The organism is Rosistilla oblonga, from assembly GCF_007751715.1.
Lineage (GTDB): Bacteria > Planctomycetota > Planctomycetia > Pirellulales > Pirellulaceae > Rosistilla > Rosistilla oblonga.
The window spans coordinates 6096865-6111924 of record NZ_CP036292.1; the positions used below are offsets into that span (position 1 = coordinate 6096865).

The 15060-nt window shown below is 56.0% G+C and carries 20 protein-coding genes; 18 read left to right on the top strand and 2 right to left on the bottom strand.

All coding sequences use genetic code 11. The features are described from left to right. Window positions 1–77: 77 nt before the first annotated feature. The 3 genes from CA51_RS21600 to tal all read left to right on the top strand — a co-directional run bounded on the left by CA51_RS21600 (window position 78) and on the right by tal (window position 2867). Window positions 78–1115 carry an aldo/keto reductase gene (locus CA51_RS21600; protein ID WP_145123233.1) on the top strand — a complete coding sequence of 346 codons (1038 nt, stop codon included), beginning with the start codon at window positions 78–80 and terminating at the stop codon, window positions 1113–1115. 146 nt (window positions 1116–1261) lie between these two features. Next, window positions 1262–1798, top strand: coding sequence for a carboxypeptidase-like regulatory domain-containing protein (locus CA51_RS21605; RefSeq protein ID WP_197451379.1), 537 nt, complete (start codon window positions 1262–1264; stop codon window positions 1796–1798). 124 nt (window positions 1799–1922) lie between these two features. After that, window positions 1923–2867 carry a transaldolase gene (tal, locus tag CA51_RS21610; protein ID WP_145123235.1) on the top strand — a complete coding sequence of 315 codons (945 nt, stop codon included), beginning with the start codon at window positions 1923–1925 and terminating at the stop codon, window positions 2865–2867. 71 nt (window positions 2868–2938) lie between these two features. On the opposite strand, the gene CA51_RS21615 is transcribed toward tal, so the two are convergent. Both CA51_RS21615 and CA51_RS21620 read right to left on the bottom strand, forming a co-directional pair. Continuing rightward, window positions 2939–5539: a DUF1559 family PulG-like putative transporter gene (locus CA51_RS21615; protein WP_145123236.1), complete on the bottom strand. Its 2601-nt coding sequence runs from the start codon at window positions 5537–5539 to the stop codon at window positions 2939–2941. Window positions 5540–5713: 174 nt separating this feature from the next. After that, window positions 5714–7018 (bottom strand): Gfo/Idh/MocA family protein, encoded by a 1305-nt coding sequence (locus CA51_RS21620; protein WP_145123237.1) that lies wholly within the window; start codon window positions 7016–7018, stop codon window positions 5714–5716. Window positions 7019–7336: 318 nt separating this feature from the next. On the opposite strand from CA51_RS21620, the gene rpsJ reads away from it, so the two are divergent. The 15 genes from rpsJ to CA51_RS21695 all read left to right on the top strand — a co-directional run bounded on the left by rpsJ (window position 7337) and on the right by CA51_RS21695 (window position 15060). Next, window positions 7337–7660, top strand: a complete 324-nt coding sequence (gene rpsJ / locus CA51_RS21625) for a 30S ribosomal protein S10 (RefSeq protein ID WP_145101054.1) — start codon at window positions 7337–7339, stop codon at window positions 7658–7660. A gap of 285 nt (window positions 7661–7945) precedes the next feature. Then, window positions 7946–8617, top strand: a complete 672-nt coding sequence (gene rplC, locus CA51_RS21630) for a 50S ribosomal protein L3 (protein WP_231746217.1) — start codon at window positions 7946–7948, stop codon at window positions 8615–8617. Beyond that, a complete protein-coding gene (gene rplD / locus CA51_RS21635; protein ID WP_145123239.1) occupies window positions 8605–9279 on the top strand; it encodes a 50S ribosomal protein L4 in 675 nt (224 codons plus the stop codon). The genes rplC and rplD overlap by 13 nt, the downstream gene beginning before the upstream one ends. Window positions 9280–9284: 5 nt before the next feature. Further along, window positions 9285–9623, top strand: a complete 339-nt coding sequence (gene rplW / locus CA51_RS21640) for a 50S ribosomal protein L23 (protein WP_145123240.1) — start codon at window positions 9285–9287, stop codon at window positions 9621–9623. A 99-nt stretch (window positions 9624–9722) separates the two neighbouring features. Further along, a complete protein-coding gene (gene rplB / locus CA51_RS21645) occupies window positions 9723–10583 on the top strand; it encodes a 50S ribosomal protein L2 (RefSeq protein WP_145123241.1) in 861 nt (286 codons plus the stop codon). Between the two features lie 91 nt (window positions 10584–10674). Next, on the top strand, window positions 10675–10941 hold the full coding sequence (gene rpsS / locus CA51_RS21650) for a 30S ribosomal protein S19 (protein WP_145123242.1): 267 nt from the start codon (window positions 10675–10677) through the stop codon (window positions 10939–10941). An 11-nt stretch (window positions 10942–10952) separates the two neighbouring features. Then, window positions 10953–11309 (top strand): 50S ribosomal protein L22, encoded by a 357-nt coding sequence (gene rplV / locus CA51_RS21655; RefSeq protein WP_145123243.1) that lies wholly within the window; start codon window positions 10953–10955, stop codon window positions 11307–11309. 115 nt (window positions 11310–11424) lie between these two features. After that, the gene (rpsC, locus tag CA51_RS21660; RefSeq protein ID WP_145123244.1) at window positions 11425–12135 is read left to right on the top strand and encodes a 30S ribosomal protein S3; all 711 of its coding nucleotides are present in this window, start codon (window positions 11425–11427) and stop codon (window positions 12133–12135) included. Beyond that, the gene (gene rplP, locus CA51_RS21665) at window positions 12083–12490 is read left to right on the top strand and encodes a 50S ribosomal protein L16 (protein ID WP_231746218.1); all 408 of its coding nucleotides are present in this window, start codon (window positions 12083–12085) and stop codon (window positions 12488–12490) included. Before rpsC ends, rplP begins: the two co-directional genes overlap by 53 nt. 68 nt (window positions 12491–12558) lie before the next feature. Continuing rightward, window positions 12559–12783: a 50S ribosomal protein L29 gene (gene rpmC, locus CA51_RS21670; protein ID WP_145123246.1), complete on the top strand. Its 225-nt coding sequence runs from the start codon at window positions 12559–12561 to the stop codon at window positions 12781–12783. Window positions 12784–12834: 51 nt separating this feature from the next. Beyond that, window positions 12835–13188, top strand: coding sequence for a 30S ribosomal protein S17 (gene rpsQ / locus CA51_RS21675; protein ID WP_145123247.1), 354 nt, complete (start codon window positions 12835–12837; stop codon window positions 13186–13188). Window positions 13189–13338: 150 nt separating this feature from the next. Further along, window positions 13339–13707: a 50S ribosomal protein L14 gene (gene rplN / locus CA51_RS21680; protein ID WP_145123248.1), complete on the top strand. Its 369-nt coding sequence runs from the start codon at window positions 13339–13341 to the stop codon at window positions 13705–13707. Window positions 13708–13722: 15 nt separating this feature from the next. Further along, entirely contained in the window at window positions 13723–14067 is a 345-nt protein-coding gene (rplX, locus tag CA51_RS21685; protein ID WP_145123249.1) for a 50S ribosomal protein L24, read from the top strand. 80 nt (window positions 14068–14147) lie between these two features. Further along, the gene (gene rplE / locus CA51_RS21690) at window positions 14148–14735 is read left to right on the top strand and encodes a 50S ribosomal protein L5 (protein WP_145123250.1); all 588 of its coding nucleotides are present in this window, start codon (window positions 14148–14150) and stop codon (window positions 14733–14735) included. A 139-nt stretch (window positions 14736–14874) separates the two neighbouring features. Continuing rightward, on the top strand, window positions 14875–15060 hold the full coding sequence (locus tag CA51_RS21695) for a type Z 30S ribosomal protein S14 (RefSeq protein ID WP_145124292.1): 186 nt from the start codon (window positions 14875–14877) through the stop codon (window positions 15058–15060).

Sequence of the window (15060 nt, forward strand, 5' to 3'; positions counted from 1 at the left end):
TGCAGCCAGTATAGTAATCGCCTCAGGATTACTGATTTCGCCGACAACCGAGTCAAGCAACACAGGAGAGTGAAACGATGCAGCGACGCCCAATAGGACGCAGTGGTTTGGTCGTGTCCGAGATTTGCATGGGAACGATGACCTTTGGTTCGCAATGCGATGAACCGACATCGTTTGCGATCATGGATCGCGCATTCGAAGCGGGGATCGATTTCTTCGACGCCGCCGAACTGTACCCCGTGCCTCCCAAAGCCGAGACCGTTGGCGTGACCGAAGAGATCGTCGGGCGATGGATGAAGACGAAGCCTCGCGACCAAGTCCTGATCGCCTCAAAAATCACGGGTCCCGGTCACGGTTGGTTCCGCCCGCCGGTTCGGGGCGGCGTCACGGCGATCGATCGCCATCAAATCATCCGATGCTGCGATCAGAGCCTGCAGAGACTGGGGACCGACTACATCGATCTCTACCAAACCCACTGGCCCGATCACAACATGCGTTACGAAGAGACGCTCGGCGCGCTGACCGAACTGAAACAAGCGGGCAAAATTCGCGCGATCGGATGCAGCAACGAAACCTCTTGGGGCGTGATGAAGAGTCTGTGGCAAGCGGAAAAGCATGGCACGATGCGATACGACACCGTGCAGAACAACTTCAGCCTGATCAACCGGCGCTGCGAGAGCGAATTGGCTCAGGTTTGTCGGCAGGAGAGCGTCGGTTTGCTGCCCTATTCACCACTGGGCGGCGGCGTGTTGACTGGTAAATACAACGACCAGAACCCAATCGGCGGCCGCTTTACCGAGTACCTGGAGAATGGGGAACCGCGGCAACAGCGGATGGCTCGCCGTTTTGTCAACGAGCGGACGATCGAAACGACGCGTCGCTTGAAAGTGATCGCCGACGAGATCGGTGTTTCGCTGGCAACGCTAGCGGTCGCTTGGAGCAAGCAGCACGACTTCGTCGCTTCGACTATCATCGGCGCAACCTCGGTGGACCAGTTGAACGAATCGTTACCCGCGGCCGACCTGGTGCTCGACGCACAGACAATGGAGCGGATCGATGCGATCGACGCGGAGATTCCCAATCCGATGACCGAGGACGGCTTGCGTCGCTTGTAATTGCTAGCGGTCGTTTTTTATATAGTTTTGCTGTGCTTTTGCGGGATATTCCGATTCGCCTGATAATTCCATCAAGCTTTGCTTTGCGAGGGTCGATGACCGATCAAATCCGATGGATGATTCTCCACAGGCGTGTTGGAAGCCCTATGAAAATTCGACAAATTTTGCATGCATCTTTGCTGATCTGGATCTGTGCCGGACTCGTAACCCCACGAGCCACGATCGGCAACGAAAGTCCCGCGATCACTCGCCATGCAAAGCCGATCCCGATTGCAAAACGAATCCAGGACGTCGCCTTGCACGGCGACGGGGAACTGCAGGGAGCGGTCGTCGACAGCAACGGCCATCCAATCGAAGACGCTCCGGTCGTGATCGGACAGTTCGGCAAACCGATCGCTGAACTGCGAACCGACCGCCAGGGGCGATTCGTCGTCAGCGGCTTAAACGCCGGTATCTACCAAGTTGTCTCACACGGCGGTGCCCAGCACTGCCGCGTCTGGCCAACCGGAACCGCTCCAGCGTCGGCCAAGCAGGGCGTGATCCACGTCACCGAACCCGAGGTGGCTCGCGGCGCTGGCAACAGCAGCCTGTACAGCATGTACAGCCATCCGCTGTTCGCTTTTGGCGTCGCTGCGGCATCGGTTGCAATTCCGATCGCGGTCGAAGACGACGACGCCAGCTGAACGCGGGGACTCGACCTTGCGACGCTGATTTATGCCCGCCGCGGTACATTCCCGCGTGGGCGGTTGATACATTGTTATTAGCATGTAGACGAACAACCACTCACCCGTGCCAGGAGCCTAAAGCGTGAATCAGTTAGAACAGCTGAAGCAATACACAACCGTTGTTGCCGACACCGGCGACTTCGAATCGATGAAGCAATACCAGCCTCAGGACGCGACGACCAACCCGTCGTTGATCCTGCAAGCGGCCGGCAAACCCGAATACGCCCACCTGATCGAACAAGCGGCTCGCGATGCGGGAAGCAAGGGAACCGAGGCGGTCATCGATCGCGTGCTGATTCTGTTTGGACTAGAGATCCTCAAGATTGTGCCCGGCCGTGTTTCGACCGAAGTCGACGCAAGGTTGTCGTTCGACACCCAGGGTACGATCGACAAAGCCCATCAGTTGATCTCAGCTTACGAAGCCGAAGGGATCTCGCGGGACCGCGTTCTAATCAAGATCGCCTCGACCTGGGAGGGGATCCGCGCCGCCGAGAAACTCGAGCGCGAAGGCATCCACTGCAACCTGACACTGCTGTTCTCGTTCGCTCAAGCGGTCGCATGCGCCGAAGCAGGCGTGCAACTGATCTCACCGTTTGTCGGGCGGATCTATGATTGGCACAAAGCGAAAGAGGGCCGCGATTTTGCCGGCGCAGAGGATCCCGGCGTGATCTCGGTCACGTCGATCTACAACTACTACAAGAAGTTCGATTACAAGACCGAGGTGATGGGAGCGTCGTTCCGCAACATCGGCCAGATCACTTCCCTGGCCGGCTGCGATCTGCTGACGATCAGCCCCAACCTGCTGCAGGAACTGGCTGATTCCGACGCCGAGATCAAACCGGCGCTGTCGGTCGACGCGGCTCAACAATCGAACCAAGAACGAATCACCTTAGACGAGAAATCGTTCCGGTTCGCATTCAACGAAGATGCGATGGCGACCGAAAAAACGGCCGAAGGAATTCGCAAGTTCGCCGCCGACGTGGTCAAGCTGGAAAAGATCGACGCCATCGCCGGAGCGGCTTGCTAAGCAAAGCGACTGCAAAGGTTTCGGCCAGCGGAAAGACTGGCCGAAACCGGGCTGATCGCTCGTCTCGTCGGCTATTCCAACTCGATAACTTCCCCACCCGCGATCGACGCCATCGCGGCGACGGTTTTGGGATCGACATCGGCCGGTTGCAAGCGGACCGCCCCATCGGCCAGCATGATATAAAAGCCTTCCGGACGCGACTGCCCCAAGCCAACGAGAGGCTGCTGTGGGTCGTAAGCAAGGTCGTCGGGTTTGGTCCACACGACGGCTTGATCGGGATTCGCTTCGACCGCCATGATCGTATTGGACAACCCATCGGTAATATCGCGGAACCGCGTCGCGCTGTCGTTTTGCATCAGCGTCCCAGAGCCATCCAAGGTCAAGTAGATCGTCTTGCCTGCTGGCAATTCAATACCTGGCGAGGCAAAAACTGCGGGCATCTTCTCGATCAACGCCTTGTTGTGGTCGCTGTCCCAGGGCTCGTCGAGACGGAACTGTTCATAGAGTTCTGTCTGTTCCAAGAAGGGCAGCACGTGAACTCGCCAACTTAGCCCCGTCGGTTTCCCATCGGGCCGAACACGACGTCCTGGCAACGTAGCATAAGTGTCATGATAGTTGTGCATCGCTAAAGCAATCTGCTTCAGGTTGTTCATCCCACTCATGCCTTGAGCCGACATCTGGGCACCCTGAACCGCTGGAATCAGCAGCCCCACATGCAGCGCGGCCTCGACGTCCAGAATGTTATCCATTTGTATCACCAACTGGCCCGCTTCGGCTCGCGGCGTCAGCTCCTGGTACTTCGCACGGATCACCCGCTCGAGATAAGCCTGCACTGGCTGAGCGATCGGGCTGCCGGCCGCTTGAACCCCATCGGTGACTGTCTGCAGCAACTGATTCGCACCAAACTCCAAGGCCTGTTGAGCGATCGCGCCCAGATTGTCAACGGACGAATCGGCGCGTGGCAGCATCTGCAACGACACGTACGGCGACTCTTTAAACGAAACCACTAGGCTAGCTGAATCGAGATGATCCGGAAGCGACTTCAGATTCGCAAGCTGTGGCGGCACGGGAGGCATCTCCGCGAACACGGCTTGAGCGAACAACTGAACCTTGGACATGTCAAACGCGACCAAGGCTTTGCCGCTGCCATGCATCTCGCGCAGCCGGCGACTCAATTTGCTGCTTTCGGCAACCTCGGGCTTGGCTCGCTGCATCGCCAACACCTGTTTGAGCGCAGCCTCCGTTCCCACAAACAACGTGCCGTCGGCGAGCGTCCCGTGGCAGGCAACAAATCCCGACTCACCAACGGTCTTTTGATAGTTAAAGTCGCCGAGGCTCGCACCAGCTGTCTCGACAGGCAACTTGAGCGCCAACTGCTCCCCAACAAGAGGTTTCAACAGCACGCCCCAACAGAGAGCCTGTTCGATAGGCGCGACGCTCAGAAAACCAACTGCCGATTGGATCGCAGCAGGATCGACCCCAAACGCTCCACTCGACAAGCTTGCCAACAGTTCGTGCGGCAGAAATTTCAGCGACTCGTCTTCAACGAGAGCGGCCGGGTCGAAACTGCCAACGAGATACGCGTCCAGCGGGATATGGCGTTGAAGAGCGACCAAGCCCAGGTGCGAATTTCGCTCCAATCGACGATATTCACCAACGATTCCATCGAACTTCTCCGCCTCCTGCGTCTTGCGATACAAGCCCGCAATCTCGTTGAGCGTCATCATTTGCGACTCGACATCGACGCCCAAGCGGTTTTCGATCCTCCGCGTCTCCAACAGCGCCGCCTCGGCATCGGCCAAGCGGTCCAGGTCGCGATAAAAGATCGCTTTGTTGTACAAGATCGTCGCATATCGAACGGTCTCTTTGCCCAACGTCTGCTCATACATCTCGAGCGTCGTATCGTAGGCTTCCTCGGCCTCTTCGTTCTTCCCCGTCTTCACTAATGCAGCTGCCAAACTTCCGTATTCACTGGCCAGCCTTGGAGTGATACCAGCGATCTCGCGACGCGTGGCCAACGCCTCAGGGCCGCTCGCCACCAAGCGGTCGTACTGCTTCGCCCCCATCAGGGCCTCTACTTCTTTCGACGTTTTGAGCGCCGCATTGTAGCGTTCGATCTCTGCGGGAGTCGCTTCCGCAAGACGCTGAGCGCGACGGTTCAGCCAAACCAGATCGTTATAAACTTCCAGCTTCAGATCGGTCCGCCGACGAGCGATGTTGAGCGTCTGGCTGTAGAACTCGGCCGAGCGTTTGTAGTCGCCTAGCTCGTAGAGCGAAAAGGCCAACAGACTGCCGTCCCCTTGCGGCGTCGCGCGATAAGCATTCGCCAGGTCGACGTTGTCAGCCCCCAACTGCTCCTCCGCCATCTCCAACAACTTCACCTCGACGGCAAACAGCTCGGCCAGCTTTTCGATCGCCAGCTCCGACTGTTGCTGTTGCTCGGCATCGCGATACTCGCCGATCAACTGCGATTTCCGCTGAGCCAACGAATCGTAGCTCTCAGGAGCCGCAGCCTCCTTTTCCGCCGCTGGCTGTGCCGGCTGAGCGGTCGCCGCGGGAGACGCCGGAGCCTCGGTGGTGGTGGGCGTCAGGGGCACAGCAGTGACTGCCTGGGCGAACGCCAGACAGGGCGTCCAAATCAATAACAGCAGACAGATAGTTCGGGTCTTCATCTCGACAATTCCGTAGGGTGTTTATCTCGATCACAAGCAAGCACAAGGCGTAGTGACAACAACACCACAGTCACCTTGCCAACGTTTCAGAGCGGGAAAAGCTCGGAGCAGCGTAACACCGCTCCTCACCGCCGCCGCTCATTGTAGCGAGAACCTCACGCAAATGTGGGGGCACTAGGCCCAATCACGAACCGGTCGCGAACGCAGCCGATTCGCTTCGTCATCGCCGATGAACGCTTCGGTTTTCGGGTCGAGCGTCAACTTGCGTTGCAATATCCAGGCGAGGGCTGCAGCGTGGCATGCGACGTGGGATCGCCGCATCACTTCGCCGTTGGCAACCGGCGCTTTGCGAGACTTCACACAATCGAAGAAGTCGCGAGCGTGCGCCGTTACGTCCAGCCCAACCACGCGTTTGTAGTCTCCCACGCGCGTTTGCAAGTCAGCCGGCTTCACGACAATCTCGCCGCTGTCGCCGGTTTCCACCGAACCTTCGGATCCAACAAATCGGACAGGGCAGGTCCCTAACCGCGTGATCCACTTCGGCCCCCGATCGCCAAACGGATCCTTCAAGAAATCGATCACCAACTTCACACCGTTGGCGTACCTGCAGGTGATGTTCGTTTCCGATGGCGTGTATTCGACCGGCAACGTGTCGTCCGAACCGTTTGCCATCTGACACAGGTCGACCGTATGCGCCCCCCAGTCCAACAGCCGAGCTCCCGAATCAAAATCATGATACCCACGCCAGCCACCGCTCACGTACTTGCTGTTGTAAGGACGCCACGGCGCCGGGCCCAACCACATATTCCAATCACAGGTCTCGCGATCTGGCGTCGGTTCGCCCGGCAACCAACTGTTGTCCAGCGAGGGAATGTAGACCGAAGCATAAAGCGTGTGCAATTTGCCCAACGCACCGCTCTGAGCCAATTGGACGGCTTGCTGAAAGTTCGGAACGCTACGCCGCTGCGTCCCCGCTTGGAACACGCGACCGGTCCGCTTCATCGTTTCAGCCAACTGCTGACACAGCTCGATCGTGATCCCACAGGGCTTCTCACTGTAGACATCCTTGCCCGCCTCGGCAGCCAACATCGATGCCGACGCATGCCACCGATCGCCAGTCGCGACGATGACGGTGTCGATATCCTCACGCGCTAGGAGTTCACGAAAGTCGTCGTAGACCACACAGTCATCGTTGCCGTAGTGGCCATCGATGAACTTCTTCCCCTCGACGCGGCGCGACTGCTGAACGTCGGCCAGAGCAACGCATTGCACATCATCGAGCGACAACATCGACTTCAGATCGTACCGACAGCGCGGCCCGATCCCGATCACACCCAATGAAATCTTGTCACTCGGTGCGACGCGAGTCTTACCAAGCACATGGGGAGCGACGACCAATGGCGCTGCGACGGCAAGCGCCGACGTGGCGGCGGAGCGTTTCAGAAACTGACGACGGGAATTTTCGGGGCTGCTTTGCACGGAAGAACTCGCTACAACAGAATGGGGGGGGAGTCTCAAAGCCCCCAAGTTACACCGACCACCCAACCAGACTCAACCGAATTCGCTCCGCCCCGTCACGCTTTACCCAGCCGAAACAAAGCCCCTCGACGGCCCTCAAAACAGGCCACCGAAGAGATCGTCTGAAAAATTCCAATCAAAAGATCTTCTTTGGCGTTGACGATGGCCGAAGCTAACCTTATCTTCATCGCTCCCACGTTGTGGGCGGGCTCAGCGTACCGAACCGGATCGCCGAGCTTTCTGTAGAATTTGCCTTAATCGTTTATGGACTGACTTGCCGTGGCGTCTCCTCACGAAATCATCCGAATCCGCATGGAAGCCTACGATCATTCGATCTTGGACCAGAGTGCGGCCGATATAGTTGATACCGTGAAGCGGACTCACAGTGAAGTTCACGGGCCGATCCCATTGCCGACTCGCATCGAGCGATATACGGTAATCTCTGGGCCATTCGTGAACAAGAAAGCTCGTCAGCAGTTCGAAATCCGAACGCACAAGCGATTGATCGACATTGTCCAAGCCACCGCTAAGACGATCGAAGCTCTCAACAAGTTGAGCTTGCCTGCCGGTGTGGACATCAAGATCAAGGCAACCGCTAGCTAGTTAGCGGCTCACGCGGAGCGTGGCCGACTAAGCAGCAACACCCTATATACTAACGGGCGATTCGCCTGTTTGCTTCAAATAAGATATCGCATTGTGCAGGCCCTGCCTTGCATCGATGCATTACCCGTTTGTTTAACCATTTCGCTGGAACCGCCGTATTGTACGGAAGCTTCAGGGTAACCGCCGAAGTCACTTCGGAAGGCCCCTGTCAAGCAACACGCTCCACGAACTTACTGTTGAGGCGAGGCTGACATGTCGCGAGGAATCCTCGGACGCAAAGTCGGTATGACGCAGTTGTACTCCGACGACGGCACGGCGATCACCGTGACCGTGCTCGAAGCTGGTCCATGCAATGTTTTGCAAGTTCGCACTCAGGAGCGTGATGGTTACCAAGCCGTGCAGCTAGGCTTTTCTGATAAGCCTCGCCGATTGGCCAGCCGCAGCGAACGCGGCCATGTCGCCAAGCTAGACAGCAAGCGACAACGCGACCGCAGCAAGTCGGGCGCAGCTCCAATGGCCAAGGCCGATTGCGAGCCGCAACGCTTTGTTCGCGAAATCCGTGGCGAATCGGGCCTCGAAGTTGGTGCACAAGTCAACGTTGATGCTTTTGCAGAAGTCAAAGCTGTCGACGTCACCGGCACTAGCAAGGGTCGTGGTTTCGCGGGTGTCATGAAACGACACAACTTCTCCGGTCAACGTGCAACGCACGGTGTCAAGAAGGTCCACCGTCACGCTGGTGGTACCGGATGTAGTGCCTCGCCAAGCCGCACCTTCAAGGGACGTCGCATGGCCGGCCATTACGGAAATGCGAAGCACACAAAACGAAACCTTCAGGTTGTGCGTGTCGATGCCGAAAACAATTTGATCATGGTACGCGGTGGCGTTCCAGGTCCGGCTGGTGGATACGTTGTCATCCGCGAAACGAACATGGTCAGGTTGGAAAGATGGCAAGCCTAACAATTTACAACGCAAGTGGCAGCGAAGTCGGCAAGTACGACATCGATCCTGCTGTAATTGCACCACGAATCAGCAAGCAGTTGCTGCACGATGCGTGCGTGATGTACCAAGCGAACGCTCGCATGGGAACTCACCGCACCAAGTCTCGTGCAGAAGTTGCTGGTCACAAGAAGAAGCTGTTCCGTCAAAAGGGAACCGGTAACGCCCGTATGGGTCACAAGCACACCAACGTGCGAACCGGTGGTGGTCACGGCCACGCGATCCGCCCTCGAGACTACAGCTACAAGATGCCTAAAAAGGCGATGCAAGCTGCGACTCGCATGGCGATCGCCAGCAAGATCATCGACCAAGAACTGGTCGTCATCGACAAGCTGGAATTTGACAAGCCAGCGACCAAGACGATGGCCGGCATCCTGAAAGCACTGGGAATCGACGGCAAGACCGCATTGGTCGCAACCGCTGGTCGCTGTGTCAACACGTACAAGAGTGGCCGCAACATCGCAGGCGTTAGCGTCTCGCCCGTTGCCGACCTCAACGCACTGACGGTTATCAAGCCTCACCGAATCTTGATCACCAAAGACGCGTTGGATCGGATCCGCGACGGCGTGTTCAAGCAAGCGGCTGAGAACAACGAGAGTGCATCAGAAGCGGAGGCCTCGTAATCATTATGTCGACCACAACAGAACAACAAGTACGACTCGACGCACACCGCGAAAAAGGTGTGCAACTGGAATCGTACCAAGTCTTGCTGCGACCGCTGGTTACCGAAAAGGGTGTCCACCGCGCGAGCCGCAACAATCAATACGCATTTGAAATCCACAAGGCTGCAAACAAAGACGACGTCCGTGCTGCGGTCGAAGACTTGTTTAACGTCAAGGTTGAAAAGGTTCGCATCCAGAACCGCAAAGGCAAGCCACGTCGCTTCAAGTTCCGCTCGGGTCGCTCCGCAGACTGGAAGAAAGCACTGGTCACCCTCGATGCGGAACACCGAATCGATTTCTTCTAGGATCGCGGAACGCGAGTTCATAGAAGCCAACAGCCGCGAATGGCACAACTGCCAATCGCGTGGAACAAACAAAGTTAAGTTCGTTTAGGTAACGCCGCCATGGGCATTCGAGTATACAAGCCAACGTCCGCCGGCCGTCGCAACGCGTCGGTCAGCGACTTCAAAGAGCTGACGAAGGGTGCAGTCCCTGAGAAACGCTTGTTGCGTCCGAAGCGTAAGACCGCGGGCCGTAACAACCAAGGCAAGATCACTGCACGTCACCGTGGTGGCGGACACAAGCAGATGTACCGCATCATCGACTTCCGTCGCGTCAAGGATAACATCCCTGCGACTGTCGATTCGATCCAGTACGACCCAAACCGTTCGGCTCGTATTGCACTGCTGAAGTACGCCGACGGCGAAAAGCATTACGTCATCGCTCCCGATGGCTTGACGGCTGGCGATCCCGTCCTCAACGGACCCGACGCGCCGCCAAAAGTTGGCAATTGCTTGCCACTGAAAAACATTCCTTTGGGAACCACCGTCTGCTGTGTTGAACTGCGTCCCGGAGCGGGTGCATCGTTCTGCCGGTCGGCTGGAACCGAAGCAACATTGATGGCTCGCGAAGCCGATTGGGCTCAGCTCTCCTTGCCAAGTGGCGAAATTCGCCGCGTGTCGAGCAAGTGCCGTGCGACCATCGGTAAAGTTAGCAACACCGATCACATGAAGGTTGTGCTGGGTAAAGCCGGCCGAGCCCGTTGGTTGGGACGTCGTCCACACGTTCGCGGTACCGCGATGAACCCGATCGATCACCCGCACGGTGGTGGTGAAGGACGAACGAAGGGTGGGCGTCACCCAGTTAGCCCTCAGGGCAAGAATGCCAAGGGTGGTGCGACTCGCCAACGACGTAAACCGAGCAACAGCTCGATCGTACGTCGCCGCCGATCGCGTCGCTACGGCCAGTTGAAATTGATTAAGTAACATTCTGGGCGGTATCGGAGACGACCGGCAGCTTGCCGGTCGCAGATCTGAATCGCCGACACGTTAACACAAAACAGATACGCGAAGAACTATGAGTCGTTCGAGCAAAAAAGGCCCATTCGTTGATCCTAAAGTCTTTGCCAAGGTGCAGAAGCAGCTTGAAGGAGGCAAGAAGGAGCCAATCAAAACGTGGGCGAGAGCCTGCACGATCGTGCCTGAGTTTGTCAATTTGACATTCATGGTTCACGACGGTCGCAAGCACATGAAGGTGCTCGTAAGCGAAGATATGGTTGGTCACAAATTGGGTGAATTTGCTCCGACGCGCACATTCCGTGGTCACGGCGGCAAGAAGAAGTAGGAATTTGATTCATGTCATTCAATGCCTCCCATCGTTATTGTCGCATGAGCGCCCAAAAGGTTCGCCTGGTTGCGGATCTAATCCGGGGTAAGTATGCCGACGAAGCGTTGGATATTTTAAAGTATCAGCCACAACGTGGTGCTCGCATGTTGGAGAAGGTTCTCCGCAGTGCGATTGGCAACGCCCAAGACCCCGATCAAAACGGCGGCCGCAACATTGGCGTGGAAGAATTGGTGGTCAACGACGTTCGCGTCGATGGCGGGCCGATGTTCAAGCGGATCCGGCCTCGTGCCCGTGGTACCGCGTTCATGATCAAGAAGCGAATGAGCCACATTCACGTCGGCGTAGTGCCGTTGGATGAGATTTAACAACGAATAAGATCTGAGGCCGGTTCTAAACAAGGAATCCTACGGTCTCCGATTTGAATACGACACAAGAATGCCAGTTCCCAAGCGACCTGGCCAACCTTAGAGATACGATCTAATGGGACAAAAAGTCAATCCAGTTGCGTTTCGAACCGGTGTTACTGTCGGCTGGAAGAGCCGTTGGTACGCTTCGAAGAAACAGTTCGGTGAACTGTTGCTTGAAGACAAGAAGGTTCGCGACCACATCAAGAACCACCCCAAGCGGACTCAGTACCGCAACGCGGGTATCGACCGGATTGAAATCGAACGAACTACAGACGAAGTTCGCGTGATCATGTTTGTCGCGCGTCCTGGTCTAATTATTGGTAAGAAGGGTCAGGAAGTGGAGCTGCTTCAAGAGGAGCTGCAAAACCTGACCGGTCGTCGGATCAATTTGAAAATCGAAGAGATCGGACGTCCAGAGATTATGGCTCAGTTGGTGGCAGAGGATATCTGTCAACAACTGGCAAAGCGATCAAGCTTCCGTCGAACAATGAAACGTTCGATGGAGCAAACCATGGATGCGGGTGCCAAAGGCATCAAGATCCAACTGGCTGGCCGGTTGGGTGGCGCGGAAATGGCTCGGCGTGAGAAACAAAGTTTAGGTTCGGTTCCCCTGAGCACCTTGACTGCCAAGATCGACTACGGATTCGCGGAAGCGAAAACGGCTCAAGGTCATATTGGTGTTCAGGTGTGGGTTAACCAAGGTACACACGGAGAAGAGACCGATGGCGCTGATGCCCAAGAGGGTCAAGCATCGAAAAAGCCAAAGAGGACGTATAAAAGGTAGCGCGACTCGCGGCAACACGGTCGTCTTTGGTGACTTTGGTCTGCAATCCCTGGAACCAGGGTGGATCCGAGCTCAAACGATCGAAGCTGGCCGTATCGCAGCCCAACAATACGTTCGTGGTGAAGGTACGCTTTACATTCGTCTATTCCCCCATCGTTCGATCACCAGCACTCCGCTGGAAACTCGGATGGGTAAGGGTAAGGGCGAGCCCGAAGCGTGGGTGGCAGTCGTTAAGCCTGGCACCATCCTGTACGAGCTTGGCGGTGTAACAGAACAGCAAGCGAAGGTATGTTTTGCGCGTCTCGCGTCGAAGATGCCTGTCAAGGTGAGGTTCGTTTCGCGGCGTGCGATGTAAGCCGATTGCGACCGTACCAAAACGGTTTTAGCGGCTGCAAGCCCGAAGCAACAACACAATGGTGAGTGGTGATGAAAATTACTGAACTACGAGAAATGAGCGACGAGCAACTGCAGCTCACGCTCAAAGAAACTGCGGAAAAGTTGTTCCATTTGAAGTTTCAAGCTCAAACCGAACGATTGGACGCGCCAAGTGAGATTCGCAAGAGTCGACGATTGATCGCGCGGATTAAGACAATTCAGACCCAGCGTGCTCCCCAAGCTGCCGCCGAAGGCGAAGCTGCGGCGACTTAGCAAAACGTGTGGCGAGCACTCGTCACAACAGATGAACACAGGTAACTACGAATGCCAAAGCGTGTACTAACAGGCGTCGTCACCGGCGACAAGATGGCTAAGACCCGCCGCGTTGAAATCAAGCGGTTGGTAAAGCATCCAAAGTATAAGAAATATGTACGTCGTCGTACCGTTTGTTACGCCCACGACGAGCAGAACGAGTCGGCCGTAGGCGATTTGGTGGAAATCAAAGAGTCGCGTCCGATGAGCAAGCTGAAGCGATGGGAACTGATTCGCGTTGTTGAAAAGAGCACCGCGGTTGACGTTGCTGCTTTGCGAGCTGCTCGTAAGCACGCCGCAAGCGAAGCTGAAAACGAAGCGATCGAAGCAGCTCACGGCGGCGACGCCGAAGCTCCTAAAGCTTAACAATTGCCAGTCGATTCGGACGATTGATCGTTCGACGTTCATTAGAAACACTGCAAACAAGTCTTTTGCCAACGCCGCCCTTCGACGCGATCCGATCGCAGCGATGTGAACGCCGAGGAAGGCAACTTACGAGATAACAGATCATCAGCCATGATCCAACAAGAAACAAGACTAACCGTTGCCGACAACACTGGCGCTCGCGAAGTGATGTGCATCAAGGTTCTCGGTGGCTCGCGCCGTCGCACCGCCGGACTCGGCGATGTGATCGTGTGCAGCGTCAAGAGCACGATTCCTGGCAGCGATGTCAAGAAGAAGGCGGTTGTGAAAGCGGTGATCGTGCGAACTAAGTCGCCGACCCGTCGCAACGACGGCAGCTACATTCGCTTCGACAGCAATGCCGTTGTGATCGTCGATAACGACAAAAACCCTCGCGGCACTCGTATCTTCGGTGCTGTGGCTCGCGAACTTCGTGAGAAGAGCTTTATGAAGATTGTCAGTTTGGCCAGCGAAGTAGTTTGAGCGGAGATTAATAAGATGCTGATCAAAGTTGATGATAACGTAAAAGTGATCGCGGGTGCCGACAAAGGCACGACCGGCAAGGTCTTGAAAGTTGATCACAAGAAAAACAAGGTTCTCGTCGAAGGCGTCGCTCGCGTGTGGAAGCACGTTCGCAAGAGCCAGAAGAACCCGCAAGGTGGCCGATTGAACAAAGAGATGCCAATCAGCATCTCCAACGTCATGATCGTTTGCCCGCAAACCGGCAAGCCATCGCGAATTGGCGTCCGTTACCTCAAAGACGGCACCAAGGAACGCTACGCAAAAGTCTCGGGCGCTTCGCTCGGGGCGATGAGTCCTCCACGACCCGCTTACGCGTCGTAGGGCACTTGGCCGAGCGGTTGCTTAACCAATGCAACCAGCTGCGATACGAAGTCAATTCAAAGCAATAAACTGATAGTACGATGGCAGACTACGTTCCACGATTACAGACGATGTACCAAAACGAGATTCGCAGCGCGCTTCAAGAGAAGCACGGGCTGAAGAATCCGATGACCGTACCACGGCTCGAAAAGATCACCCTGAACATGGGTGTCGGATCGGCGACCCAGGACAAGAAGAACCTGGAAACCGCTTACGCCGCGATGACCGAAATCGCTGGTCAAAAGCCGATTTTCACCAAAGCCCGTAAATCGATCGCTAACTTCCGTCTTCGTGAAGGAATGGCAATCGGATGTATGGTCACGATGCGTGGTGCTCGGATGTATGAGTTCCTGGACCGTTTGGTCTCCGTCGTTCTTCCACGTGTTCGTGACTTTCGCGGTATCAGCCGCAAAGCCTTCGACGGACGTGGTAACTACAGCATGGGTCTCTCGGAAATCATGGTATTTCCCGAACTGAACCCCGACAAATTCACCAAACCGCAAGGTTTGAATATCACAATCGCCACTACAGCTACCAACAACGATCACGGCCGCGATCTCCTGGAAATGTTCGGAATGCCATTCCGCGAAGATCCAAAGAAGGCCGCCGAAGCTGCTGCTGCAGTCTAAGCGTTTTGATAGCCGCTTGTCAGCGTTGAATTGTGCAAGCTAGAATGCCGCCACTGTTTCGGCGGTTAACAAGACAACTGTTGTGCAACGTAATGCACAACACAATATTTCACCCAGTTTTTCCACAGGTATCCACCAAGTGGCCAGCAAATCGAAGATCGCAAAAGCGGAAAGGGAGCCTAAGTTCTCTGTCCGTCGCGAAAACCGTTGTCAGCTGTGTGGGCGGCCTCGAGCCGTGTATCGCAAGTTTGGCTTATGCCGCATCTGTTTCCGCAAATACGCTGATCAAGGCTTGATTCCGGGTGTCCGGAAAGCCAGCTGGTAA